This window comes from Leifsonia sp. L25, from assembly GCF_050632895.1.
This window is the reverse complement of record NZ_JBODRZ010000005.1, coordinates 90,823-116,178: the sequence shown is the minus strand read 5'-3', so window position 1 is coordinate 116,178 and position 25,356 is coordinate 90,823. Positions and strand designations below refer to the sequence as shown.

15 protein-coding genes and 5 pseudogenes are annotated in these 25,356 nt (G+C 70.4%); 12 read left to right on the top strand and 8 right to left on the bottom strand.

All coding sequences use genetic code 11. From position 1 onward, the window contains the following. The first annotated feature begins 81 nt into the window (after positions 1-81). Complete coding sequence (locus ACRAWC_RS26315; RefSeq protein ID WP_431350156.1) at positions 82-1,206, top strand: alkaline phosphatase family protein; 1,125 nt, start codon at positions 82-84, stop codon at positions 1,204-1,206. Positions 1,207-1,237: 31 nt separating this feature from the next. On the opposite strand, the gene sepH is transcribed toward ACRAWC_RS26315, so the two are convergent. Then, entirely contained in the window at positions 1,238-2,416 is a 1,179-nt protein-coding gene (gene sepH, locus ACRAWC_RS26310; protein WP_431350107.1) for a septation protein SepH, read from the bottom strand. Between the two features lie 204 nt (positions 2,417-2,620). Between sepH and ACRAWC_RS26305 the strand changes: the two genes are divergently transcribed. Next, positions 2,621-2,914, top strand: coding sequence for a DUF4193 domain-containing protein (locus tag ACRAWC_RS26305; protein ID WP_369963084.1), 294 nt, complete (start codon positions 2,621-2,623; stop codon positions 2,912-2,914). A gap of 42 nt (positions 2,915-2,956) precedes the next feature. Here ACRAWC_RS26305 and ACRAWC_RS26300 read toward each other — a convergent pair whose 3' ends face one another. Then, positions 2,957-3,403, bottom strand: coding sequence for a DUF3093 domain-containing protein (locus tag ACRAWC_RS26300; protein WP_431350106.1), 447 nt, complete (start codon positions 3,401-3,403; stop codon positions 2,957-2,959). A gap of 39 nt (positions 3,404-3,442) precedes the next feature. Between ACRAWC_RS26300 and dut the strand changes: the two genes are divergently transcribed. The 7 genes and pseudogenes from dut to dxs all read left to right on the top strand — a co-directional run bounded on the left by dut (position 3,443) and on the right by dxs (position 12,704). Next, positions 3,443-3,901, top strand: coding sequence for a dUTP diphosphatase (gene dut / locus ACRAWC_RS26295; RefSeq protein ID WP_431350105.1), 459 nt, complete (start codon positions 3,443-3,445; stop codon positions 3,899-3,901). Further along, a pseudogene (locus ACRAWC_RS26290) lies at positions 3,898-4,534 on the top strand (DUF3710 domain-containing protein). Before dut ends, ACRAWC_RS26290 begins: the two are co-directional and overlap by 4 nt. A gap of 14 nt (positions 4,535-4,548) precedes the next feature. After that, positions 4,549-5,319 carry a DUF3159 domain-containing protein gene (locus ACRAWC_RS26285; protein ID WP_431350104.1) on the top strand — a complete coding sequence of 257 codons (771 nt, stop codon included), beginning with the start codon at positions 4,549-4,551 and terminating at the stop codon, positions 5,317-5,319. A gap of 20 nt (positions 5,320-5,339) precedes the next feature. Next, a pseudogene (locus tag ACRAWC_RS26280) lies at positions 5,340-5,747 on the top strand (ATPase); the annotation flags it as partial. Positions 5,748-5,886: 139 nt separating this feature from the next. After that, a complete protein-coding gene (locus ACRAWC_RS26275) occupies positions 5,887-7,710 on the top strand; it encodes an HAD-IC family P-type ATPase (RefSeq protein WP_431350103.1) in 1,824 nt (607 codons plus the stop codon). A gap of 92 nt (positions 7,711-7,802) precedes the next feature. Further along, positions 7,803-10,676, top strand: coding sequence for an aconitate hydratase AcnA (gene acnA, locus ACRAWC_RS26270; RefSeq protein WP_431350102.1), 2,874 nt, complete (start codon positions 7,803-7,805; stop codon positions 10,674-10,676). Positions 10,677-10,754: 78 nt separating this feature from the next. Next, complete coding sequence (gene dxs, locus ACRAWC_RS26265; protein ID WP_431350101.1) at positions 10,755-12,704, top strand: 1-deoxy-D-xylulose-5-phosphate synthase; 1,950 nt, start codon at positions 10,755-10,757, stop codon at positions 12,702-12,704. Between the two features lie 189 nt (positions 12,705-12,893). Here dxs and ACRAWC_RS26260 read toward each other — a convergent pair. Further along, a pseudogene (locus tag ACRAWC_RS26260) lies at positions 12,894-13,199 on the bottom strand (dihydrofolate reductase family protein); the annotation flags it as partial. Between the two features lie 130 nt (positions 13,200-13,329). Between ACRAWC_RS26260 and ACRAWC_RS26255 the strand changes: the two are divergent. After that, positions 13,330-14,382, top strand: coding sequence for an aldo/keto reductase (locus tag ACRAWC_RS26255; RefSeq protein ID WP_431350155.1), 1,053 nt, complete (start codon positions 13,330-13,332; stop codon positions 14,380-14,382). A 15-nt stretch (positions 14,383-14,397) separates the two neighbouring features. On the opposite strand, the pseudogene ACRAWC_RS26250 reads toward ACRAWC_RS26255, so the two are convergent. After that, a pseudogene (locus tag ACRAWC_RS26250) lies at positions 14,398-17,393 on the bottom strand (glycoside hydrolase family 2 TIM barrel-domain containing protein). 46 nt (positions 17,394-17,439) lie between these two features. Between ACRAWC_RS26250 and ACRAWC_RS26245 the strand changes: the two are divergent. Further along, the gene (locus ACRAWC_RS26245; protein ID WP_431350100.1) at positions 17,440-18,078 is read left to right on the top strand and encodes a TetR/AcrR family transcriptional regulator; all 639 of its coding nucleotides are present in this window, start codon (positions 17,440-17,442) and stop codon (positions 18,076-18,078) included. Positions 18,079-18,096: 18 nt separating this feature from the next. After that, on the top strand, positions 18,097-18,993 hold the full coding sequence (locus ACRAWC_RS26240; RefSeq protein ID WP_431350154.1) for a formylglycine-generating enzyme family protein: 897 nt from the start codon (positions 18,097-18,099) through the stop codon (positions 18,991-18,993). A gap of 27 nt (positions 18,994-19,020) precedes the next feature. Here ACRAWC_RS26240 and ACRAWC_RS26235 read toward each other — a convergent pair whose 3' ends face one another. The 4 genes and pseudogenes from ACRAWC_RS26235 to ACRAWC_RS26220 form a co-directional block, all read right to left on the bottom strand. Continuing rightward, the gene (locus ACRAWC_RS26235) at positions 19,021-20,265 is read right to left on the bottom strand and encodes an arginine deiminase (RefSeq protein ID WP_431350099.1); all 1,245 of its coding nucleotides are present in this window, start codon (positions 20,263-20,265) and stop codon (positions 19,021-19,023) included. Between the two features lie 58 nt (positions 20,266-20,323). After that, the gene (locus tag ACRAWC_RS26230) at positions 20,324-21,775 is read right to left on the bottom strand and encodes a basic amino acid/polyamine antiporter (protein ID WP_431350098.1); all 1,452 of its coding nucleotides are present in this window, start codon (positions 21,773-21,775) and stop codon (positions 20,324-20,326) included. A 157-nt stretch (positions 21,776-21,932) separates the two neighbouring features. Beyond that, positions 21,933-24,090: pseudogene (locus tag ACRAWC_RS26225) on the bottom strand (3-hydroxyacyl-CoA dehydrogenase NAD-binding domain-containing protein). A 6-nt stretch (positions 24,091-24,096) separates the two neighbouring features. Further along, positions 24,097-25,305, bottom strand: a complete 1,209-nt coding sequence (locus ACRAWC_RS26220) for a thiolase family protein (RefSeq protein WP_431350097.1) — start codon at positions 25,303-25,305, stop codon at positions 24,097-24,099. Between the last annotated feature and the right edge of the window lie 51 nt (positions 25,306-25,356).

The window sequence follows — 25,356 nt, the reverse complement described above, 5'->3', positions numbered from 1 at the left end:
CGGTGATGGGGCGGCAGGAGGCGCGCCGGTTCGACGGCTTCCGTCCGTCCCACCTGTGAAAGACTGGGCCGGATGCCCCCCATGCTACCGGCCGCGTTCACCACCCGAGCGAGCCTCGCCACGGTGATGCCGAGTTCTCTCGGGGCGCTGCGTGGGCAGACCAACGATCTCGGGCTGCCTCCGCTCCAGCACGTGGTCGTCGTCGTGGTCGACGGTCTCGGCGCGGCGGCGCTCCGCGCCCGCGAGGGGCACGCCCGGACGCTGGCCTCCCGGCTGGGCAAGACGACGACGATCGACGCGGGCTTCCCGACCACGACGGCCGCCGCGCTCGCGACGCTGACGACCGGGACGACGCCGGGGCTGCACGGCCTCGTCGGCTATCGGGTGCGCGACGACGCGGGCCGGCTGACCAACCAGCTCAACGGCTGGGACGACCGGATGGACCCGGCCACCTGGCAGCGCGCGGAGACCGTCTTCGAGCGCGCGGCGGCCGATGGTGTCGGCTCCTTCGCGCTCGGCGTCCCCGCGTACGCGGACTCCGGCTTCACGCACGCCGTGCTGCGCGGCGCCGAGTTCATCGGCGGCCGCACGATGGCCGCCCGCTTCGACGCCGCGCGGGAGGTACTGCGCACGCCCGGGCCGGCGCTCACCTACCTCTATGTCGCCGAACTCGACCAGGCCGCCCACGCGCGCGGCTGGGAGTCGCCGCGCTGGACGGCCGAGCTGGAGACGCTGGACGCACTGGTCTCCGGGCTCGCCGCCTCCCTCGGCCCGGGCCACGGCATGCTGGTCACCGCCGACCACGGCATCGTCGACATCCCCGAGAGCGGGCACGTGCTCTACGACACCGCGCCCGAGCTCCTGGAGGGCGTGGCGGAGATCGCGGGCGAGCCGCGGCTGCTGCACCTCTATACACAGGAAGGCACGCGCGCGGACGACGTGGCGGCGCGCTGGCACGAGGCGGAGGGCGGCCGCTCGTGGATCGCGACCCGCGCGGAGGCGATCGGGGCGGGCTGGTTCGGCCCGCAGGTCGCGCCCGAGGTGGCGCCGCGGATCGGCGACGTGCTCGTCGCCGCGCGCAAGCGCATCGCCTACTACGACTCGCGCGACCCGCAGCGCACCGGGCGCAGCATGATCGGCCAGCACGGCTCGCTCACGGCGGAGGAGACGCGGGTGCCGTTGCTGCGGTTCGGCGCGGCGGCATAGCCGCCCGGTGCCTCAGGCCAGGTCGTCTTCCTCAGGCCAGGTCGTCGTCCGTGCGCGCGCCGAAGACGATCTCGTCCCAGCTCGGCATCGCGGCCCGCCCCTTGCGGCGTCCGTTCGAGACCGGGGTCTGCTCCTGGGTGGAGGACAGCGGCGCGGGCGGAGGAGGCGTGGGGGCGCTGGAGGTCGGGGTACCCGAGGGCGGGGACGCCGGGGGCGGACCGAACTCCTCGATGACTGTGATGGATTCCTCGACCACCCGGAACGGCGTGATCGGGTCGAGGAGCGTCGGCTGCTCGACCTGCTCGTGGCGGCCGTTCCGGTCGCCGCGGTCGTTCCGCGGTGCCGGCTCCTCGTAGCCGGCGGCCTCGCGCTCCCCGCGGCGGCGCCGCAGCGCCTCCAGGAGGTCGGCGGTCTGGTGCAGGTCGCGCGGCGTCTCGTCCGCGCGCTTGATCGCGGAGACCGTGATGGAGTTGTTGGCACGGCCGGGAGCGTGCGGCTCCAGCGGCTCGATGGGCTGGGTGACCTCCGGGCCGAGCAGGTCGATGCCGGGGGCGGGGAAGGTGAAGGCTCCGCTGTCGAAGCGGGAGCTGTCCGGCTCGCCCTCGTGCGGGAGGACGGCGCGCAGGCGCGGGATGAGGGCGCCCCCGCGCAGCTCGCCGGCCTGGGAGAGCGTAGTGGCCTCCGAGTTGAGCGGTGCGAGCGCGTGCTTGCGGAGGTCGTAGCTCCAGCGGGCGTCGTGGTCGATCTCGTCGGCGGTGAACTCGAGCTTCACGATCCAGCCGGTCTCGGCGTCCTTCCAGCTCGCCCAGCGCTCGCCGGCCACGCCGAGCGAGGCGAGGCGGTCGCGGATGACGGAGCCGAACGTGTCGGGTTCGCCCAGTGGGTCGACCTCGGCGGCCGTGCGGACCGGGACGCTGAGGGCGCTCGCTACCACGTGCTCGCGCTCGGCCACGATCGGGCCCTCGAAGCGCTGGACGTACTCCAGGGGCGCGCCCGTGACCGCCGCGACGTCGTCGGCGGACATCCCCGAACGGATGTGGGCCTGGATCTCCCGCGGGGACAGTTTGGGGACTTCGGCGGACGCCTGCTGTCGCACCTGCCGGATCTTCGACTGCAGCGTGTCGTCGACGGCGATGCGGAAGCGTTCACCGTCGTCGCCGACGGCGACGATCGCACCGTTCTCGACCCCGATGACCTTCAAATCCTGCATTGTGATGCCTTCCGAGCTCGCGTTCGTTCGGGCCCAGAATGCCACGAGAACGGGGGACTTCCGGGGAATACCGCGGGCGTGCCGGAAGTTGAACACCGAGCAAACGCTGAGAGGCTCCTGCGCGGTTTTGCTATTCGCAGGCGATTGATGCAAACTATGGCCGCCGATTGCGAGAATCGGCCGTACGACGAGAAGTGGATGGGCATGGCAACGGATTACGACGCACCGCGGAAGACCGAGGACGACTCCGAGTCGATCGAGGCCCTCAAGGAGCGAGTTCCGGACAAGATGTCTGGTGTCGTCGACGTCGAAGACGCCGACAACCCGGGCGGCTACGAGCTCCCCGGCGCCGACCTGTCGGACCTCGACCTCGACGTCGTGGTGCTGCCTCCCCAGGCCGACGAGTTCACCTGCGTGAACTGCTTCCTGGTGAAGCACCGCTCGCAGATCGACCACGAGACCAAGCTCGGACCGATCTGCATGGAGTGCGCCGCCTGAGCGACGCACCGCACGCCCGACGCCGATGAGCCCCGAACGGGACTACAGAGGACGCCGGGCCTCATCGAGAACCCGGACCAGCTGGTCCGGGTTTCTTGTCGAGATCAGCCAGTAGGGCGCCGGGTCGTCCACATCGAGCACCGGCACCTTCACGACCGGCTTGATCCAGCCGCGGATGAGCAGCCAGGCGCGCGCGTCCAGCCGCTGGCCGCGCTCCATCGTCGCCTCCTCGCCGGTGAACGCCTTCGGCTCCCCGATGAACTCCAGCGGGATCCTCGCGTTCCCTGCGGTGAGCTCGGCCGCGGTCACCCGGACCACGGGAGCGGAGGCGAGCAGCGCGATCACGATCGCCGCGTAGAAGACGATCGCCAGCACGACGCCGACGGCGAAGTTGATCGGGGCGAAGACGAGCATCACGGCGGGCACGACGAGGATGGTGGAGACGAAGAGCCAGGGGGTCGCCCACAGCCGTTCTCGGTAGAGGTCCATGGGACTATTCGATCATCCTTCGTGCACTACCCTCGACACGTGACCGAAACCGTGGACGTCCCGATCGTCGCCGACCGCCTTCCCGTGTACGCCCACCCCGGTGACGCGGGCGCCGACCTGTGCGCGGCGGAGCCCGTCACGCTGGCGCCGGGGGAGCGGCACACCGTCCCGACCGGGGTCTCGATCGCGCTGCCGGAGGGCTACGTCGGCTTCGTGGTGCCGCGCAGCGGCCTGGCCATGCGCCACGGCATCACCATCGTCAACGCGCCGGGCACCGTGGACGCAGGCTATCGCGGCGAGATCAAGGTGACCGTCCTGAACACGGACAGGTCGATGTCGTACGATATCGCCGTCGGCGACAGGATCGCGCAGTTGATCGTCATGCCGGTCGCGCAGGCCCGGTTCATCCCCGTCGACACCCTCCCGGACAGCCACCGCGGCACCGCGGGCTTCGGCTCGTCCGGCTACACCGTCACCCAGGCAGGAGATCACGCTTGACCGACAGCATCGACACCCCCGGCGAGGCCGAGCCTCAGGACGTGGAGAAGTCCGCGCCGGAGGATCGGGAGATCGAAGGTCCCCTCGACGACAGCGAGGCGAACCCGGTCCGTCCCTACGTCGACCTCGGCGGCGTCAAGATCCTGCCCCGCGAGGGCCTGCACCTCCGCCTGGAGGTCGAGGAGGAGTCGCAGCGCGTCGTGGCCGTCGGGCTCGACTACGCGAACTCGACCCTGCAGGTGCAGCCGTTCGCCGCTCCGCGCTCCACGGGCCTCTGGCACGAGATCCGCGGCCAGATCGCCGAGCAGGTGCAGCGCCAGGGCGGCCGCGTGAGCGAGCGCGACGGGGTGTTCGGCCCGGAGCTGGTCGCCGAGATCCCCATCGCCGCGCCGCAGGGCGCCCGGGCGAGACCCGCGTCGCGCGCTTCGTCGGCGTCGACGGCCCGCGCTGGTTCCTGCGCGGCGTGATCGCCGGTGACGCGGCCGTGAAGCCGGAGGCCGCCGCGCTGGTGGAGGACCTCTTCCGCAGCATCGTCGTGGTGCGCGGCAACACCCCATGCCGCCGCGGGACCTCATCCCGCTGCGCATGCCGTCGGCCCCGAGCACCGGCGACAGCGGATACAGCTCGCTGTGAGCGGTGGGCGCGACGTGACCGAGCAGCACCGCCCGGAGCCCGGGGACGAGGAGCGCGACCCGGTCGCCTCCACGCTCGGCGAGAGCCTGGCCAAGGCCGCGCGCAACTCCGGCATGGGCCAGCTCGTCGACGGCGAGACGCCGACCGGCACCGCGCTGCTCTCCGCCCTCGGCGGCGTGCGCGGCCTGCTGGAGACCATCCTCCCCGGACTGGTCTTCCTCATCCTTTTCACGTTCACGCAGAACGTCCCGCTGTCGATCGGCGTCTCGGTCGCCGTCGCCGTCGTCTTCACAGCGGTGCGGATCGTCGGCAAGACGCCGGTCACCCAGGCACTGGCCGGCCTGATCGGCGTCGGGATCTCCGCGATCCTCGCGCTCATCACCGGGCGCGGCGAGGACAACTTCATCCTGGGGATCTGGACGAACGCGGCCTATGCCGCCGCGCTCCTCATCTCCATCCTGATCCGCTGGCCGCTGATCGGCCTCGCGGCCGGCTACCTCATGGGCGACGGGCTCGCGTGGCGGTCGGTGAAGTCGAAGTTCCGGGTGATGCAGGCCCTGACGTTCCTCTGGTTCCTGCTCTTCGCCGCTCGACTGCTCGTGCAGGTGCCGCTCTATCTGGCGCACACCGACGCCGCCACCAGCGCCCTCGCCCTCACCAAGCTCCTGATGGGCGTCCCGCTCTATGCTCCGCTGCTGCTCATCACGTGGTTCGTGGTGAAGGGGCAGTTCCCGCAGAGGCCGCAATCGACGGCCCAGAAGCCGCACGGCGACAGCGCCGGCTAGCACGAGTCCAGGAGGGGAGGATGCTCGACGCGCGCACCAGGGAGGGGCTGAGCGCCGCGCAAGTCGCAGAGCGCCGCGCGGACGGCCGCGTCAACCTCCAGCGCCAGCCGGGGTCGCGGTCGATCTCCGACATCCTGCGCGAGAACATCTTCACGCTGTTCAACGGCATCCTCACCGGCTGCTTCATCGCGGTGCTGCTGCTCGGCGACCTGCGGGACGGTTTCTTCTACGGCGTCGTGGTCGTCAACGCCCTGATCGGCATCGTCCAGGAGGTGCGGGCCAAGCGCGTGCTCGACCGGGCGGCCCTGCTGGCGGCGCCGGAGAGCCGGGTCCGCCGAGACGGGCAGGTGGTCGCGATCGCGCTGGAGGACGTCGTGCTCGACGACCTCCTGGTGCTGCGCCCGGGCGACCAGATCCCCGCCGACGCGGTCGTGGCCGAGAGCACGGGGCTCTCGGTGGACGAGTCGCTGCTGACGGGGAGTCCGACCCGGTGTTCAAGGACGAGGGCGCCCGGCTGCTCTCCGGCTCCCAGTCGCCACGGGCACCGGCTATGCGATCGTCACCGCGGTGGGAGCGGACTCCTACGCGAGCAAGCTGACCAGCGAGATCCGCCGGCATTCGCTCGTGCACTCCGAGCTGCGCGACGCGACCAACCGCATCCTCGTCTACCTCTCCTGGATCCTCGGCCCGATCATCCTGGTGACGATCATCGGCCGGGTGCTCGCCTACGGCGGCTTCACCGAGCTCTTCACGGACTCCCGCTGGCGGCGGGCGCTGCTCGACGCGGTCGCTGCCGTGGTCGGGATGATCCCGGAGGGGCTGGTGCTGCTGACCAGCCTCGCGTTCGGGGTCGCCGCCATCCAGCTCGCCGCGCGCAAGGTGCTGGTGCAGGAGCTGGCGGCGGTGGAGGTGCTGGCGCGCGTCGATGTGCTCTGCCTCGACAAGACCGGGACGCTCACCACCGGCGAGCTGGTGCTGGAGGGCACCGAGGCGATCGGGGACGTCCCGACCGAGCTCGCGGAGATCGCGCTCGCGGCGTTCGGGGCGGATGATACCGGGAACGCGACGTCCGGCATCCTCTCGACCGGGTTCCGGAGCGACCGGTTCCGGGTCGAGCGGCGCATCCCGTTCAGCTCGGCGACCAAGTACAGCGGACTCGTCATGCGTGTGGCGGACGAGGAGAGCGCGTGGGTGCTGGGCGCGCCGGAGCGCGTGCTCGCCGGGCACGAGGAGGCGCTGCGGCGCGCGACGTCGATCGCCTCGACCGGGCGGCGGACGCTGGCGCTCGCGCGGGCGATCGACCCGCTCCCGCACGGCACGCACGTCCCGCTCGACGACGTGCGGGTACAGCCGGCGCTGCTGGTCGTGCTCGGGGAGACGCTGCGACCGGAGGCCCCGGAGACGCTGGGCTACTTCGGCGAGCAGGCCGTCCGCGTGGTCGTGATGTCGGGTGACAACCCGGTCACGGTGGAGGCCGTCGCCCGGGCGCTGAACATGGAGGGCGAGGCCGTGGACGCCTCCACCCTGGAGACAGACGACGACCTGGCCGCCGCGCTGGAGCGGTCCAGCATCTTCGGCCGGGTGAGCCCGGAGCAGAAGCGCACGGCCGTCGGCCTGCTGCAACGCCAGGGCCGCACGGTGGCGATGACCGGCGACGGCGTGAACGACGCGATGGCCATCAAGGACGCGAACCTCGGCATCGCGATGGGAACGGCGACGGCGGCGACCAAGGCCGTCTCCCGGCTGGTGCTGCTCGACAACCGTTTCGACCGGCTGCCGGACGTGCTCGCCTCCGGCCGGCGGGTGATCGCCAACGTGGAGCGGGTGTCCAACATCTTCCTGGCGAAGACGGTCTACGGCATCCTGCTCGCCCTGTTCAGCGCCGTCGTGCTGTGGCCGTTCCCGTTCCTGCCGCGCCAGCTCACGCTGGTGTCGACGCTGGCGATCGGCATCCCCTCCTTCTTCCTGGCGCTGGCGCCGAACAAGCGCATCTACACGCCGGGCGTGCTCTCGCGCATCCTGCGGTACTCGATCCCGAGCGGCGTCATCGCTGGGCTGACCGCGGTCGTGGCGTACGCGCCCCTGCACCGCTCCATCCCGCTGCACGAGGCGCGCAGCGTGACGACGGTGGCGCTGTTCTGCGTGTCGCTCTGGATCCTGTGCGTCCTCACCCGGCCGCTCACGACCTGGCGCTGGTTCCTGCTCGGCGGGGTGGCGACGGCGTTCGTGCTGGTGTGCGTCATCCCGGGCGCCGCGAGCTTCTTCGAGATGCACCTCTCGCTCGACACGGCACTGCTGTGGGGCATCGCGGTGGGGGCGGTGGGAGCGGCCGGCATCGAGCTGTTCTACCGCTTCGCCCGGCGGCGCGGCCTGGTGTTCGACCGGGTCTGAACGTGCTAGATTTTATCTCGACGTCAAGATACTTTCCTGGTGCCACCACTTAGGATTACCTTGCTGGAAACAGGCTTCGACGCACGACAAAGATGGACACGGCGCGCGGGATCTCGCCTGCCGACGAAGGAGAAGGCACAGTGTCAGCTACGACTGATTCAGAGTTCGGCAGTTTCGGTGCGAAAAGCACCCTGACGGTGGGGTCGAAGGACTACACGATCTTCAAGATCGACACGGTCGACGGCTACAAGAAGCTCCCGTTCAGCCTCAAGGTGCTGCTGGAGAACCTGCTGCGCACCGAGGACGGTGCCAACATCACCGCCGACCACATCAAGGCCCTCGGCGGCTGGGACCCGGAGGCGGAGCCCGACACCGAGATCCAGTTCACACCGGCCCGCGTCATCATGCAGGACTTCACCGGCGTCCCCTGCATCGTCGACCTCGCCACCATGCGCGAGGCCGTGTCGTCGCTCGGCGGCGACCCGGACAAGATCAATCCGCTCGCCCCGGCCGAGATGGTCATCGACCACTCTGTCATCGCCGACCTGTTCGGCACGGCGGATGCGCTGGAGCGCAACACCGACATCGAGTACGAGCGCAACGGCGAGCGCTACCAGTTCCTGCGCTGGGGCCAGACCGCGTTCGACGACTTCAAGGTCGTCCCGCCGGGAACCGGCATCGTCCACCAGGTGAACATCGAGTACCTGGCGCGCGTCACGATGACCCGCGAGGTCGGCGGCGAGCTGCTCGCCTACCCGGACACCTGCGTCGGCACCGACTCGCACACCACCATGGTCAACGGCCTCGGCGTGCTCGGCTGGGGCGTCGGCGGCATCGAGGCGGAGGCGGCCATGCTCGGCCAGCCGGTCTCCATGCTCATCCCGAAGGTCGTCGGCTTCAAGCTCACCGGCGCCATCCCCACCGGCGTCACCGCGACCGACGTCGTTCTCACCATCACGCAGATGCTGCGCAAGCACGGCGTGGTCGGCAAGTTCGTGGAGTTCTACGGCGCCGGCGTCGCGGAGGTCCCGCTGGCCAACCGCGCCACCATCGGCAACATGAGCCCCGAGTTCGGCTCCACCGCCGCGATGTTCCCGATCGACGACGTCACCCTCGACTACCTGCGCCTCACCGGCCGCAGCGAGGAGCAGGTCGCCCTGGTCGAGGAGTACTCGAAGGCGCAGAGCCTGTGGCACGACCCGGCGAACGAGCCGGTGTTCTCCGAGTACCTCGAGCTCGACCTCTCGACGGTCGTCCCGTCCATCGCCGGCCCGAAGCGCCCGCAGGACCGCATCGAGCTGAGCAACGCGAAGGGCCAGTTCGAGAAGGACCTGGTGGACTACGCGGACATCTCGCACGATCTGGTCGACCTGACCATCTCGGAGTCCTTCCCGGCCTCCGACCCGGGCGAGCTGTCGCCGGAGGACGGCCACAGCCACCACGTGCACACGCACCACAGCCACGCGCCCAAGACGGCCTCCAGCCCGACGCCGGTCACGCTGGGCGACGGCACCGACTTCGTGATCGACCACGGCGCGGTCGCGATCGCGGCGATCACCTCGTGCACCAACACGTCCAACCCGTCGGTCATGCTGGCCGCCGGCCTCCTGGCCCGCAACGCGGCCGCGAAGGGCCTCAAGGCCAAGCCGTGGGTCAAGACCACGCTGGCTCCCGGCTCCAAGGTCGTCACGGACTACTACGAGAAGGCCGGCCTCACCAAGGACCTGGAGGCCCTCGGCTTCTACACGGTCGGCTACGGCTGCACCACCTGCATCGGCAACTCGGGCCCGCTGCTGGACGAGATCTCGCAGGCGGTCAACGACAGCGACCTCGCCGTCACCGCCGTGCTCTCGGGCAACCGCAACTTCGAGGGACGCATCAACCCCGACGTGAAGATGAACTACCTGGCGAGCCCGCCGCTGGTCATCGCCTACGCGCTCGCCGGGTCGATGAACTTCGACTTCGAGGTGGACCCGCTGGGCACCGACGCCGACGGCAACGACGTGTTCCTGAAGGACATCTGGCCGGACGCCGCCGAGGTGCAGCAGACGATCGACTCCTCCATCAACGAGGGCATGTTCGTCACCCAGTACGCGTCGGTCTTCGAGGGCGACGAGCGCTGGAAGTCGCTGGCCACCCCGACCGGCTCTGTCTTCGAGTGGGACGAGAAGTCCACCTACGTGCGCAAGCCCCCGTACTTCGAGGGCATGACGCTGGAGACCACGCCGGTCGCCGACATCACCGGCGCCCGCGTCCTGGCCAAGCTCGGCGACTCGGTCACCACCGACCACATCTCGCCCGCCGGCTCCATCAAGGCGGACAGCCCGGCCGGACAGTACCTCAACGAGCACGGCATCGACCGCAAGGACTTCAACTCCTACGGCTCGCGCCGCGGCAACCACGAGGTGATGATCCGTGGCACGTTCGCGAACATCCGCCTGCGCAACCAGCTCCTGGACGGTGTCGAGGGTGGCTACACGCGTGACTTCACCCAGGCGGACGGTCCGCAGTCGTTCATCTACGACGCCTCGCAGAACTACCAGGCGCAGGGCACCCCGCTCGTCGTGCTCGGCGGCAAGGAGTACGGCTCCGGCTCGTCGCGCGACTGGGCGGCGAAGGGCACCAGCCTCCTGGGCGTCCGCGCGGTCATCACCGAGAGCTTCGAGCGCATCCACCGCTCGAACCTGATCGGCATGGGCGTCGTCCCGCTGCAGTTCCCGGCCGGCGAGAGCGCCGACTCGCTGGGGCTGGACGGCACCGAGTCCTTCTCGATCACCGGGCTGGAGGAACTCAACGAGGGCCGCACGCCGAAGACCGTGCACGTCGTCGCCGAGCCGACCGAGCACTCGCCCGAGGGCAAGCAGACCGTCGAGTTCGACGCTGTGGTCCGGATCGACACCCCCGGTGAGGCCGACTACTACCGCAACGGCGGCATCCTGCAGTACGTCCTGAGGAGCCTGGTGTAACCAGACCGTTGTCACGGGGAGGCTCGGGATCGTCGGTTCCGAGCCTCCTCCGATTCACACGGTCCTACACTGAAATCCATGAGCATCCTCGAAACCATCCACGGGCCGCGTGATCTCGACCGGCTCACGGAACGGGAGCTCGACCAGCTCGCTGCCGAAGTGCGCGCGTTCCTGGTCGCCAACGTCGCCAAGACCGGCGGGCACTTGGGGCCGAACCTCGGTGTGGTCGAGACGACGATCGCCATCCACCGGGTCTTCGACTCGCCGCGGGACGCGATCGTCTTCGACACCGGGCACCAGTCGTACGTCCATAAGCTGCTCACCGGTCGCCAGGACTTCTCCCGGTTGCGCCAGCGGGGCGGGCTCGCCGGCTACCCGCAGCGCTCAGAGTCGGAGCACGACATCGTCGAGAGCTCGCACGCGTCGTCGTCGCTGAGCTGGGCCGACGGGATCTCCCGCGCCTTCGAGATGACCGGCCAGAACGACCGGCACGTGGTCGCGGTCGTGGGCGACGGCGCGTTGACCGGCGGGATGACGTGGGAGGCGCTCAACAACATCTCCGACGACAACAACCGCCGGCTGATCATCATCGTCAACGACAACGGGCGCTCCTACGCCCCGACGATCGGCGGCATGGCGCGATTCCTCAACACGGTGCGCACGCGCCGCGGCTACCGCAACCTGTACTTGAGCAGCCGCAAGGCCTTCGACAAGCTCGGGGCTCCCGGCCAGTCGTTCTACCGCGGCATCCGCGGCGGCCTGCACGGCTTCCTCAGCCGCTTCTCCAACAACGAGTCGCTGTACTCGAACCTCGACATCAAGTACATCGGGCCGGTGCACGGCCACGACATCGAGGCGATGGAGGAGGCGCTGCGCCAGGCGAAGAACTACGGCGCGCCCGTCATCGTGCACGCGATCACGCAGAAGGGCCGTGGCTACGAGCCGGCCCTGCGCGACGCCGCCGATCAGTTCCACGCGGTCGGCCAGATCGACCCGGAGACCGGTGAGGCCCTCGAGAGCTCGACCGGGCAGAGCTGGACGGGCGTCTTCTCCGACGAGATCGTGAAGCTCGCCGAGAAGAACCCGAAGATCGTCGGCATCACCGCCGCGATGCTGCGACCGACCGGCCTGCACAAATTCGCGGAGCGGTTCCCCGACCGGGTGCACGACGTCGGCATCGCCGAGCAGCACGCTGCAACGAGCGCGGCGGGCCTCGCGTACGGCGGCCTCCACCCGGTCGTCGCGATCTACGCCACCTTCATCAACCGGGCGTTCGACCAGGTGCTGATGGATGTCGCGCTGCACAAGGCCGGCGTCACGTTCGTGCTCGACCGCGCCGGGGTCACCGGTCCGGACGGGCCGAGCCACCACGGCATCTGGGATCTGGCGATCCTGCAGGTGGTCCCGAACATCCGGCTCGCCGCGCCGCGCGACGGCTCCCGGTTCCGGGAGGAGCTGGCGGAGGCCGTGGCCGTCGACGACGCGCCGACCGTGCTGCGGTTCCCGAAGGGCGACGTGCAGGCGGACATCCCCGCGCTGCGGCGCCTGGAGGACGGCGTGGACGTGCTGCGCGAGTCCGACAGCAAGGATGTCCTGCTCGTGACGGTCGGCCCGATGGCCGACCTCGGGCTCAAGGTCGCCGACCGGCTCGCGGCGCAGGGGATCGGCGCGACCGTCGTGGACCCGCGCTGGGTCGTCCCGGTGCCGCGCAGCATCCTGAGCCTGGCCGCCGACCACCGCATCGTCGTGACGATCGAGGACGGCATCCGGGTCGGCGGGATCGGCACGCGCGTGCGCCAGGACCTTCGCGAGGCCGGCATCGACACTGCGGTGGACGAGCTCGGTTTGCCCGACGCGTTCATCGACCATGCGACGCGCAGCCAGATCCTGGACGACGCCGGGCTCACGCCGCAGAAGATCGCACGCGACCTGGTCGCGCAGGTGCTGGGCAGCCGCATCCCGATCGCCCGCCCCCTGCCCGCGGACGAGCCCGCCGAGGGCGTCGCCGCCAAGAAGCGCCGCGCCTGACCCTGTCGCTCTGCTCCCGCCCTTCGGCGGCGGGCGGGGGTCAGGCGAAGCGGTAGACGTGCTCCACGGCGCCGGAGGGGAACGTCTTGGTGCCGGAGAGCACGAGGGGCGGCTGGCCTCGGCGACCGGGAGCAGCGGCTTGCCCGAGCCGACCAGCACCGGCACGTAGGTGACGTGCAGCTCGTCGATCAGGCCGCGGTCGGCGAACTGGGCCGCGAGCGCGCCGCCGCCGACCATCCACACGTCCCGGTCGTCTGCGGCGTCCCGCAGCTCGGCGTCGAGCTGGGCGATGTCGCCGGAGAAGAACGTGACGACCGCGCCCTCCGGGACCGGCAGCGTGCGGTGGGTGACCACCCAGGTGGGGATGTCCTGGTACGGCCACGGCCCCTGCTCGCCGAGCACGAACTCATACGTCGTGGCGCCCATCACGAGCGCGCCGATGCCGGAGATGAACTGCTGGTAATGCTCGTCGAACTCCTCGAAGCCGAACTGCATGAGCCACTCGATGCGGTCATGCAGGTCGGCGATGAAGCCGTCGATGGAAGAGGCGACGTAGTACTTCGTGAGGGCCATGCCGCGACCGTACCAGCCGCCGGGGACACGGGGATATCGTGAAGGCATGGCACTGATGACGATCACACTGGGTACGGAGAAGCTCGAGGTCTCGCGACTCGGCCTCGGCTGCATGGGCATGAGCGCGTTCTACACCGGGGCCGGCGACGACGACGCCGGGTCGATCCGGACCATCCACCGGGCGATGGACCTCGGGGTCACCTTCTTCGACACCGCGGAGATCTACGGCCCCTACACGAACGAGGAGCTGCTGGCCCGCGCCTTCGCCGGAGGCCGCCGCGACCAGGTGGTGATCGCCACCAAGTTCGGCACCATCCTGCACCGGTCGAAGGGCGAGCGCGGTCTGGACGGCTCACCCGAGAACGTCCGGCTCTCGGTCGAGGGCTCGCTGAAGCGGCTGCAGACCGACCGCATCGACCTCTACTACCAGCACCGGATGGACCCGGGCACGCCGATCGAGGAGACCGTCGGCGCGTTGAAGGAACTGATCGAGGAGGGCAAGATCCGGCACTACGGGCTGTCGGAGGCCGCGCCGGAGACCATCGTGCGCGCCAACGCGGTGCACCCGGTGACCGCGGTGCAGACCGAGTACTCGCTGTGGACGCGCGACCCCGAGGCGGAGGTGCTGCCGACGGTGCGCGAGCTCGGAATCGGCTTCGTACCGTACTCGCCGCTCGGCCGCGGCTTCCTCACCGGCTCGATCCGCTCGCTCGACCAGCTCGCCGAGGACGACTTCCGCCGCTTCAACCCGCGGTTCGAGGGCGACAACCTGGAGGCCAACATCCGCATCGTGGAGCAGGTCGACGAGGTCGCGCGGGAGGCCGGCGCCAAGCCGGGCCAGGTCGCGCTTGCGTGGCTGCTGTCCCGCGGCGACGACCTCGCGCCCATCCCGGGCACGCGTCGGGTCGAGAACCTGGAGCAGAACGTCGCCGCTGCCGACCTCGACCTCACGCCCGAGCAGCTCGCCCGCCTCGACGCCGTCGCCGCCCCCGTCGGCGACCGCTACGCCGACATGACCCCCTCAACAAATAGCCCCCCCCCCCCCCGCAGCCATCGCTTCCTCACTTTGTCCCGCGACACGCCGGTCCGGAGCGGGAGAAAGTGAGGAAGCGATGGCTGCTCAGGCGCGGAAGCGGAGGCGGAGGGTGCGGGCCTCGGCACGGAGGGCGAACTGCGGCCAGACGTCCGGGCCGCACGCGCGCGAGCCGAGGCCGTGCTGGGCGGCGTCCACGAACAGGTAGGTGGTGTCGGACTCCGGCAGCTCGTGCGGGTGGTCCGCCGCGGCGACCTGCTGGGGTGTGTGCCGAGACAGCGAGAAGCCCGGGAGGCGTCCGCGGCCGTCCGGGAACGCGGTGAAGCCGAACGCGCCCAGGTCGACCTCCCGGACGGCAGAGCGGTGCCCGGTCTCCTGCGGGCGGGCGTACTCCACGTTCAGCTCCTCCATGCCGGCGCGGAACCGGCCGACGGAGGCGGCGCGAGTGCTGTCGGGGTAGGACTCCAGCGGACCGGTGCCGAACCACTCGGCGCCGTCGACGACGCCGTCGCGGTCGGGGAGGTCGAACCGCACGCCGATCCGCGGCCACACGCTGGACCAGCCGGTGGACGGCTCGATCTCCACCCGGAGGTCGAGCTCGCCGTCGGTCAGCGTCCAGATGGTCTCGACGGTCACGAAGTGCACGGAATTCGCCGCCGCCACGCGCGTGACGGTCCGCACGGCGTCCTCTGCCTCGTGCACCGCGACCAGTCGGTGCGTCAGCCGGTCGAGGCCCTGCTCCCGCCAGAGGCTCGCACTGGGGACGCCGACGATGCTCGCGTCGCTGTAGGCGAGGTCGCCGTACGCCGCGCCCTCGTCGTTGTCGGTCGGGGCGCGGAACAGCTCCAGGCGCGGCCCGGCGACGGCTCGCCCGGCGAGGGCGACGAGGCGGCCGCTCTCGAAGGAGGTCGGGCCGAGAGTGAGTGTGCCCTCTGCCTCCCTCCAGTCGTGGGGGCGTCGGGCGGGCCGCAGGCGCCGGGCGGCCGAGCGGTCGAGCTGCGCCCGGGCGACGACGTGACCGGCAGGAGCCCAGGCCGTGTCGGCGGCGAGCACGGCCGTCACCGTGAGCCACGTCTCGGCGTCCTCGGCGACGGAGACGTCGGGCAGCGGCACCCGGGCCGAGTCGCCGGCCTCCACCACCGGGAGGTCGAGTGTCCCGGAGGCCGCCTCGCGCCCGTCGTGCTCGACCGTCCAGCGCAGCGTCAGGTCGGCGGTGCTCGCGCTGTGCCGCCGATTCCTCACGACCACCTCGTCCCCGTCGAACGCCAGCGCGACCGGCTGCGCCACCGCCGCGAACTCGTGCAGGCCGGGGGTAGGCACGTCGTTCGACAGCACCATGCCGTCCATCACGAAGTTGCCGTCGTGGACGACCTCCCCGAAGTCCCCGCCGTGCGCATAGTAGGGCGCGCCGTCCGCCGTGCGGGTCAGGATGCCGTGGTCGCGCCACTCCCAGACGAACCCGCCGTGCAGCCGCGGGTGAGAGTCCACCAGTGCCTCGTACTGGTCGAGCGCGCCGGGGCCGTTGCCCATCGCGTGGGCGTACTCGCAGAGGATGAACGGCTTGGTCCGCTGACGCGCACCCTGCGCCGGCGTGCAGCCGAGCAGCGGGGCGAGCGAGCCGTCCGTGCCGATCTGCTCGGTCTCCGGGACGGACGAGTACATCCGCGAGTAGACGTCGGTGTACTCGCCGGTGTAGTCGCCCTCGTAGTGCACCGGACGCTCGGGGTCGCGGTCGTGCGCCCAGGCGGACATCGCGGCCAGGTTCGCGCCGGTGCCGGACTCGTTGCCGAGCGACCACAGCACGATCGCGGGATGGTTCTTGTCCCGCTCCACGGTGCGCCGGATGCGGTCCAGGTAGGCGTCGCGCCAGCGCGGGTCGTCGCTCGGGTTGTCCCGCCAACCGGCCTTCTCGAAGCCGTGCGTCTCCAGGTCGCACTCGAGGATCACCCAGAAGCCCAGCTCGTCGGCGAGGTCGAGGAGGCGCGGGTGCGGCGGGTAGTGGCTCGTGCGGATGGCGTTCACGTTGAACTGCTTCATCCGGATCAGGTCGGCGCGGGCGTGCTCCTCGTCGAAGACCCGGCCGCGCTCGGGGTGCGTCTCGTGCCGGTTCATCCCGTGGAAGACGACCCGGCGCCCGTTGACGAGGAACCGGTCGCCGCGGATCTCCACGGTGCGGAAGCCGAGGCGCAGCGAGACGGTCTCGCCCTGGGCGGCGACCGTGGCGTCGTAGAGCCGTGGGGTCTCGGCGGTCCACGGCTCGACCGGCCCGACCTCGATCGCGGCGACGTCGGCGGCCGACTCCCAGACGGCCTCCACGCCGAGCTCGGGGACGCGCAGGATGACCGGGAAGGCGGCCGCGCCCGCGGTGACCTCGGGGACGAGCGTGCCGGCGCCGTCCGCGAACGCGGTGCGGAGCCAGACGTCCTCCAGACCGTCGGGGCGGCGTGCGCTGAGCGTCACGTCGCGGAAGATGCCGGGCAGCCACCACTGGTCCTGGTCCTCCAGGTAGCTCGCCGCCGACCACTGGTGCACGCGCACGGCGAGAAGGTTCCCCTCGGCGCGGACCTGCTCGGTCACATCGAACTCGTGGGCGAGCCGGCTGCCGCTCGCGGAGCCGACCTCCACACCGTTCAGCCAGACCCGGTAGAGCGATTCGACACCGTCGAAGCGCAGCACGACGCGGGCGTCGGGGGCCACCCGCCCGGAAGGTCGAACCGGCGCCGGTAGTCGCCTGTCGGGTTCTCGTCGGGCACGAAGGGCGGCTCGATCGGGAACGGGTACTGCACGTTGGTGTAGATCGGGCGCCCGTAGCGGCCGTCGCCGTGCAGGACCCAGTGCGCCGGGACCGGAAGGGTGTCCCAGCCGGCGTCGTCCAGGTCGGTGCGTGCGACGTCGTCCGGGAGGTCGGCGGTGGGGGAGAGCCGGAACCGCCAGTCGCCGTTCAGCGAGAGCGTCGGCGCGTCGGTGTGCAGCCAGGAGCGGGGCGCACGGAGAGCGCCGGAGGAGGGCGCGGTGTCGGCGAGAAGGACGGGAGACGGCACGATGCTCCTTGGATGGTCACTGCGGTGTGGAAGGGCTAGCATCGACCGTAGTCGAAAATTGTTCAACTGACCTAATTTGGAGGTGGGCATGGGCGGAGCCGAGCCCGGGCAACCCGCGCGCCGGCGCGGCCCATACGCGAAGTCGGCCGAGCGCCGGCAGCAGATCGTGGACGAGGCGTACCGGGTGTTCGCCACGCGTGGCTACCACGGCAGCTCGCTGCGCGAGATCGCGGCCGCGGCCGGCATCGGGCTGAGCACGCTCCAGCACCACTTCGGCGGCAAGGAGGATCTGCTCCTCGCGGTGCTGGCCCGCCGCGACGAGCGGGGCGGTGAACTCGACACGTCGGGCGGTCGCCCCGACGACGACCTCCGGTTCCCCGACACGATCGTCGCCCAGGCCCGGCGGAACGAGGGCATCCCCGGGCTCATCGCGCTCTACAGCATCCTCGCTGCGGAGGCCACCCGCGCCGAGCATCCGGGACACGGCTACTTCCTCGCCCGGTATGCGGGGATGCAGGAATCCTACGAACGCGAGTTCGCCGCGCTCGCCGCGTCCGGGCGTCTCCGCCACGGTGTGGACCCGGCGCTTGCCGCGGCGACGGTGGTGGCCCTGTGGGAGGGCATCCAGCTCCAGTGGCTCTACGACCCGGAGCGGATCGACGCCGCCGCGGCCCTGCGGGGGTACCTCGATCTGGTGCTGGTGAACGGGGCGCCCGCAGAGCGGTAGCGTTGCCCCGTGGACGACATGGTGCACATCGACGGCGGGACCTTCCTGATGGGGAGCGTCGAGTTCTATCCCGACGAGCAGCCTGTCCACGCACGCACGGTCGGCGACTACCTCATCGACCGCTACGCCGTCACCAACGCGGACTTCGCCCGGTTCGTGGACGCAACCGGTTATGTGACCGTGGCCGAGCGCCCGATGGACCCGGCCGACTATCCCGGGGTCGCCCCGCAGGACCTGGTGCCGGGTTCGCTGGTGTTCACCGCGACCGCCGGGCCGGTGGACCTCCGCGACTGGCGGCAGTGGTGGCGGTGGGAGCCGGGCGCGCGCTGGCGGCATCCCGAGGGCCCGGAGTCGGGCATCGAGGACCGGATGGACCATCCGGTCGTGCAGGTCTCGTTCGAAGACGCCTCCGCCTACGCCGCGTGGGCGGGCAAGCGGCTCCCCACGGAGGCCGAGCACGAGTTCGCGGCGCGCGGCGGGGTGGACGGGGCGCGCTTCGCGTGGGGCGACGAGGCCTACCCGGGCGGCGTGGAGCAGGCGAACTCGTGGATCGGGAGCTTCCCCTACGACAACCGCGGCCGGTTCGGCGCGACGACGGCACCGGTCGGTTCGTACCCGGCGAACGGCTACGGGCTCTACGACTTCATCGGCAACACCTGGGAGTGGACGAGCGATTACTACGTGCCCCGCCACGTCGTGCCCGGCGAGGAGGCCGTGGACGCCGGGGCGCGCGTCGACCTGCTCGCCTCCACCAGCGCCGAGCCCGGATCGCGCATCCCGCGCCGGGTGCTGAAGGGCGGCTCCTACCTGTGCTCGCCCGACTACTGCCTGCGCTTCCGGCCGGCGGCGCGCTCGCCGCAGGCGGACGACACCGCGACCACTCACATCGGCTTCCGCTGCGCCGCCGACGTCTGAGCGGCGGCGGCGGCACGACGAGAGCGGTCAGAAGTCGACCGGGTCGCGCAGCAGCGGGCAGGTCATGCAGTGGCCGCCGCCGCGGCCGCGGCCGAGCTCGGCGCCGACGATCGGGATGACCTCCACTCCCGCGCGGCGCAGGGCGTCGTTGGTGGCGGTGTTGCGGTCGTAGGCGTAGACGACGCCGGGGCGGAGCGCGACCGCGTTGTTTCCGCTGTCCCACTGCTGGCGCTCGGTCTCGTAGTTGTCGCCCGCCGTCTCGATCACCCGGAGGCGGGGCAGATTCAGCGCTCCGGCGACGACGTCCACGAACGCGCGACCGTCCTCGTCGATGACGTCGACGGGATTCCCGCCGGTGCCCGGGCGGAGCGTGAAGGTGTGCACGCGGTCCATGATCGCCGGGTACAGCGTGACCAGGTCGCGGTCGACGAAGGTGAACACGGTGTCCAGGTGCATGGCCGAACGCAGCTTCGGCATACCGGCGACGATGACCTGCTCGGCCGCGCCGGCCGCGAACAGGGCGGCCGCCGTCTGCGTGATCGCCTGCCGCGAGCTGCGCTCGCTCATCCCGATGAGCACGGCGCCATTGCCCACGGGCATCACGTCGCCGCCCTCGAGGGTCGCCTGGCCCCAGTCGAGCTCCGGGTCGCCCCACCAGACGCGCGCGCCCGCGAACTCGGGATGGAACAGGTAGATGGCCTTCATCAGCAGGGTCTCGTCGTGGCGAGCCGGCCAGTAGAGCGGGTTGAGGGTGACGCCACCGTAGATCCACGACGTGGTGTCGCGGGTGTACAGCGTGTTCGGCAGCGGTGGCATCAGGTACTCGCGCACGCCGATCGACTCGCGGGCGAGCGCGAGGTAGCCGGTGCGGTAGTCCTCGGGGAGGTCCGCGGTGGAGAGGCCGCCGATCAGGAACTCGGCCAGGCGCTCCGCGGGCAGGGATTCCAGGAAGGCCCGCGTTCCCTCCACGAGCCCGAGGCCGACCTCGTTCGGGACGACCTTGCGATCGAGCAGCCACGCCCGCGCTTCCGGCTGCGCGACGGTCTCGGCGAGCACGCGGTGCAGCTCCAGCACCTCGACCCCGTTGGAGCGCAGGTCGGCGACGAACGCGGCATGGTCGCGCTTGGCGTTCTCGACCCACATCACGTCGTCGAAGAGCAGGTCGTCGGCGTTCGTCGGCGTCAGCCGGTGGTGCGCCAGCCCGGGCGAGGCGACGAGCACGCGCCGGAGCCGGCCGACCTCCGAGTGGACGCCGAATGTCGTGTCGGTCACAGTGTTCCCCTTACGTGTCGTGCGTGATTGGTGTTCGACGGAAAGCGTTCGGGCGTCGTCACAGGCTGATCCAGCCGACCGAGAGCGCGACGATGCCCATGATCGCGCCGAGCACCGAGACGGCGAAGATGATGAGCTCGCGGCCGCTGAAGAGTCTCCTGCCCTGCTCGCGCCTGACCATGACGAACAGGATGGTCGCCGGGGCATAGATGATGAACGAGAGCAGCACGAAGGTGAGGCCCGCCGCGAACAGCAGGAAGGCCGTGTAGATCGTCGCGAGGATCGTCACGACCAGATCCCGCCCCCAGCCGCGCGGCTCCTGCACATAGGTCTCCCGCGTCGTCACGAGTTTGAGCGCGTACAGCGCGGCCAGGAAGAACGGGATGAGCGTGAGCGCACTGGTCAGGTCGAGGGCCAGGTTCAGCGCGTCGTTGGCGAAGTAGATGATGACCAGGACCGCCTGAACGAACAGGGCTGTGAGCAGCAGCGCAGCGGTGGGCACGTCCTGGCTGTTCGACCGGGCGAGGAAGCGCGGCATGTCGTGGTCCTTGGCGGCCACGAACAGCACCTCGGCCGCCATCAGCGACCAGGCGAGGTAGGCGCCGAGCACGGACACGATGAGGCCGATGCTGACGAACCAGGCGCCCCAGGGACCGACGGCCGCCTCCAGCACGCCGGCCATCGACGGCTGGCGGAGCTTCGCGATCTCGCCCATCGGAAGCACGCCGTAGGAGACGATCGTGACCGAGGCGAACACGGCGAACACGCTCACGAAGCCGAGGATGGTGGCGCGGCCCACGTCCTGGCGGCGCTTCGCGTGACGCGAGTAGGTGCTGGCGCCCTCCACGCCGAGGAACACGAAGACGGTGACCAGCATGGTGTTGCGAACCTGGTCGAACAGCGAGCCGGCGTAGTCGGCGCCGCCCCAGTTGGCCGCGAACACGTCCGGCTTGAGCACGAAGAGCGCCAGCAGGATGAACACGATGATCGGCACGACCTTGGCGACCGTGACGATGCGGTTGATCGCCGCCGCCTCCTTGATGCCGCGGCGGATGAGCAGGAAGAAGCCCCACAGCGCCGCCGAGGAGATCGCGATGGCGAGGATGGTGTCGCCGTCGCCGAACGCCGGGACCACCGCGCCGATGGTGGACATGATGAAGACCCAGTAGAAGACCAGGCCGACGGAGGCGCTGGCCCAGTAGCCGAACGCGGAGAAGAAGCCGAGGTACTCGCCGAACCCGGCCTTGGCGTACGCGTAGACACCGGCGTCGAGCGTGGGCTTGCGGTTGGCCAGCAGCTGGAAGACGAACGCGAGCATCAGCATGCCGACGCCCGCGATCGTCCACGCGATGAGCGCGCCGGCGACGCCGGTCTCCTGCGCGAAGCGTCGGGGGAGCGAGAAGACGCCCGCCCCGACCATGCTGCCCACGACCATGCCCGTCATGGTGAGCATCGAGAGTTTCACCGGAGCGGACATCCCGGTCTGCGGCACTGCCTTCTGATCCGTCACGGAGCCCCCAACGTCGCACACCAGTGAGATATATGAACGCTAACGAGCCCCGTTCGAGTCGGTCAAGACCCGTCTCGGGTGAAAAAACGAAACCGCCGAGTACGCGAAAAATCTGCGTACTCGGCGGTTTCGGCCGGAGTTTCTGCGTACTCGCGGGTTAGGCGGCGGCCTCCACAGGGGCGGTGACGCCGCGGACGGGCGGGTGCTGGAAGGTGTCCCCGAAGACGCGCTCCGAGGCGCCGACCCGGTCGAGGTACGGCGTGATGCCGCCCATCTGGAACGGGAAGCCCGCGCCGAGGATCATGCAGAGGTCGATGTCCTCCGGCGCCTCGACCACATGGTCGTCCACGAGCATGCGGTGGATCTCGTCGGCCAGGCCGTCCTCGAGCCGGCGCAGGATGTCCTGCTCGGTCCACGGGCTCTTGCCGCCGGAGAGGATCTTGGCCGCTCCCTTGTCGAGGCCCTTCACCTTGCCCTTGGAGTCCTTCTCGAGCAGCGTGCCGTGCTCCGCGAGGCGGTGCAGGTTCTCGCTGCGGTAGAACCGGTCGGGGAAGGCCGCGTGGTGCGTGTCGAGGACATGCGCCCCGACCTTCAGACCGACCAGGTCGAGCAGCACGGAGGGCGCCATCGGCAGGCCCAGCGGCGCGAACGCCTTGTCCACCGTCTCGAACGGGGTGCCGTCGTCCACGGCGTGCATCGCCTCGCCGAGGATCTTCGCGAGCACCCGGTTCACCACGAAGCCGGGGGTGTCGGCGGTGATGACGGCGTTCTTCTTGAGCGCCGCCGCCGTGACCATCGCGGTGGACAGCGTCGCGTCGTCCGTCTGCGGCGTCTTCACGACCTCGATCAGCGGCATGACGGCCACCGGGGTGAAGAAGTGGAAGCCGACCAGGCGCTCGGGGTGCTTCAGCTTCGCGCCGATCTGCTCCACCGACAGGGAGGAGGTGTTGGTCGCCAGCACGGCCTCGTCGGAGAGGTACTGCTCGACCTCCGCGAAGACGTCCTGCTTGACGGTCAGCTCCTCGAAGACGGCCTCGATGACCCAGTCGCAGTCGGCGAAGTCGGCCTTGTCCGTCGTGCCGGTCACCAGGGCGCGGAGACGGTTGGCCTCGTCGGGGGAGATGCGGCCCTTCTCCTGGAGCTTGCCGATCTCGTCGTGGATGTACGCCACGCCCTTGTCGACGTGCGCCTGGTCCAGGTCGGTGATCACCACGGGCACCCGCAGCCGGCGCACGAACAGCAGCGCGAACTGGCTGGCCATGTAACCGGCGCCGATGACGCCGATCTTGGTGACCCTCTTGGCCAGCGCCTTGTCCGGGGCGCCGGCGGGCCGCTTGGCGCGCTTCTGGACCAGGTTGAAGGCGTAGATGCTGGCCTGGAACTGGTCGCCCGAGATCAGCTCGGCGAGAGCGTCGTCCTCCAGCTCGAAGCCTGCCGCGCGGTCGTTCGACTTGGCGGCCTTCAGCAGCTCCAGCGCCTTGTACGGCGACTTCGGGACGGTGCCGATGCGGCTCTCGAGCATCTTGCGGGCGATGCCGATGGCGGCGTCCCACTTGACCATGCGCTCGACCTTGCCGGGCACGTTCGGGCGCTTGACCTCGACGGTGCCGGTGAGCACCTTGTCGGCCCAGAGCAGGGAGTCCTCCAGGAACGTCGCCGAGTCGAAGATCGCGTCGGCGATCCCGAGCTCGAAGACCTCCTGCGGCTTCAGCATCCGGTTCTGCTTGAGCGGGTTCTCGACGACGAGCTTGAGCGCGTTCTCGATGCCGATCAGGTTCGGCAGGATGGTCGCGCCGCCCCAGCCCGGGATCAGGCCGAGGAACACCTCGGGCAGCGCGAACGCGGCCGCGTTGCGGTCGATGGTGCGGTAGTCGGCGTTCAGGCCGATCTCGACGCCGCCGCCCAGCGCGAGGCCGTTCGTGAACACGAACGACGGGACGCCGAAGGTCGCCTGCTTGCCGAGCACGTAGTGGCCGAGCTGGGGGAGCAGCTTGGCGACCTCCACGCTCGGGATGTCGCCCACGCGGCTGAGGTCGGCGCCCGCCGCGAGGATGAACGGCTTGCCGGTGACGGCGACCGCGTCGATCTCGCCGCGCGCGGCGCGCTCGGTCAGGGCGTCGAAGGTCCGGCCGAGCTCCAGGAGCGTGGCAGGGCCCATCGTGTTGGGGCGGGTGTGATCGCGGCCGTTGTCGAGGGTGACCAGCGCGAGGGTCTTGCCGCTGGGCAGCGGCACGTCCTTCACGAAGGAGTGGGTGACGACCTCGTCGGAGGTGAGCTCGACGAGGGGAGAAGTCGATGGTGCTGTAGTCGGTCACTGGTGCTCAGCCCTTCTTCGCCGCGCGCTTGCTGTAGTGGGGGTTCTCCCAGATCACGGTTCCGCCCTGGCCGAGGCCGACGCACATCGCGGTGAGGCCGTAGCGGACCTCCGGGTGCTCCTCGAACTGGCGGGCGAGCTGGATCATCAGGCGGACGCCGCTCGCAGCGAGCGGGTGGCCGATCGCGATCGCGCCGCCCCACTTGTTGACGCGCGGGTCCTGGTCGTCGATGCCGAAGTGGTCGAGGAACGACAGCACCTGGATGGCGAACGCCTCGTTCAGCTCGAACAGACCGATGTCCTCGATCGTGAGGCCTGCCTTGCGGAGCGCCTTCTCCGTCGACGGCACCGGGCCGATGCCCATGATCTCCGGCTCGACGCCCGCGAACGCGAAGCTGACCATGCGCATCTTCGGCTTCAGGCCGAACTCCTTCACGGCGTCGGAGGACGCCAGCAGGCTGGCGGTGGCGCCGTCTGTGAGCGGCGACGCGTTGCCCGCGGTCACCCGGCCGTGCGGGCGGAACGGGGTCTTCAGCGTGGCGAGGCCGGCCATCGTGGTCTCGGGGCGCATGCCCTCGTCCTGCGTGGCCAGGCCCCAGCCCTGCTCCGAGCGGATGGCGACCGGTACGAGGTCCGGCTGCAGCTTGCCCGCGGCGTACGCAGCGGCGGTCTTCTGCTGGCTGCCGAGGGCGAACCGGTCGGAGCGCTCCTTGGTGAGCGCGGGGAACCGGTCGTGGATGCGCTCCGCGGTCATGCCCATGTTGAGCGCGTCCTCGGCGACCATGCGCTCGGACAGGAAGCGCGGGTTCGGGTCGGCCCCGAAGCCCATCGGGTGCCGTCCCATGTGCTCGACGCCGCCGGCGATCACCAGGTCGTAGCTGCCGAACGCGATGCCGGAGCCGAGCGTGGTGACGCTGGTCATGGCGCCGGCGCACATCCGGTCGATCGCGAAACCGGGCACCGACTTCGGCAGCCCGGCGAGCAGCGCCGCCGTGCGGCCCAGGGTGAGTCCCTGGTCGCCCTGCTGCGTCGTCGCCGCGATGGCGACATCGTCGATGCGCTCCTTGGGCACGTTCGGATTCCGCTCCAGCAGGCCGATCATGGCCTTGACGACGAGGTCGTCCGCGCGGGTGTTCCAGTACTGCCCTTTTTCGCCCGCACGTCCAAACGGAGTACGGACTCCGTCGACGAACACGACTTCCGTTCTATCGGCCACAGTGCCTCCCAAATCAGGTCGCTGACGATCCTAAGGAGGCCCCGACGCCGG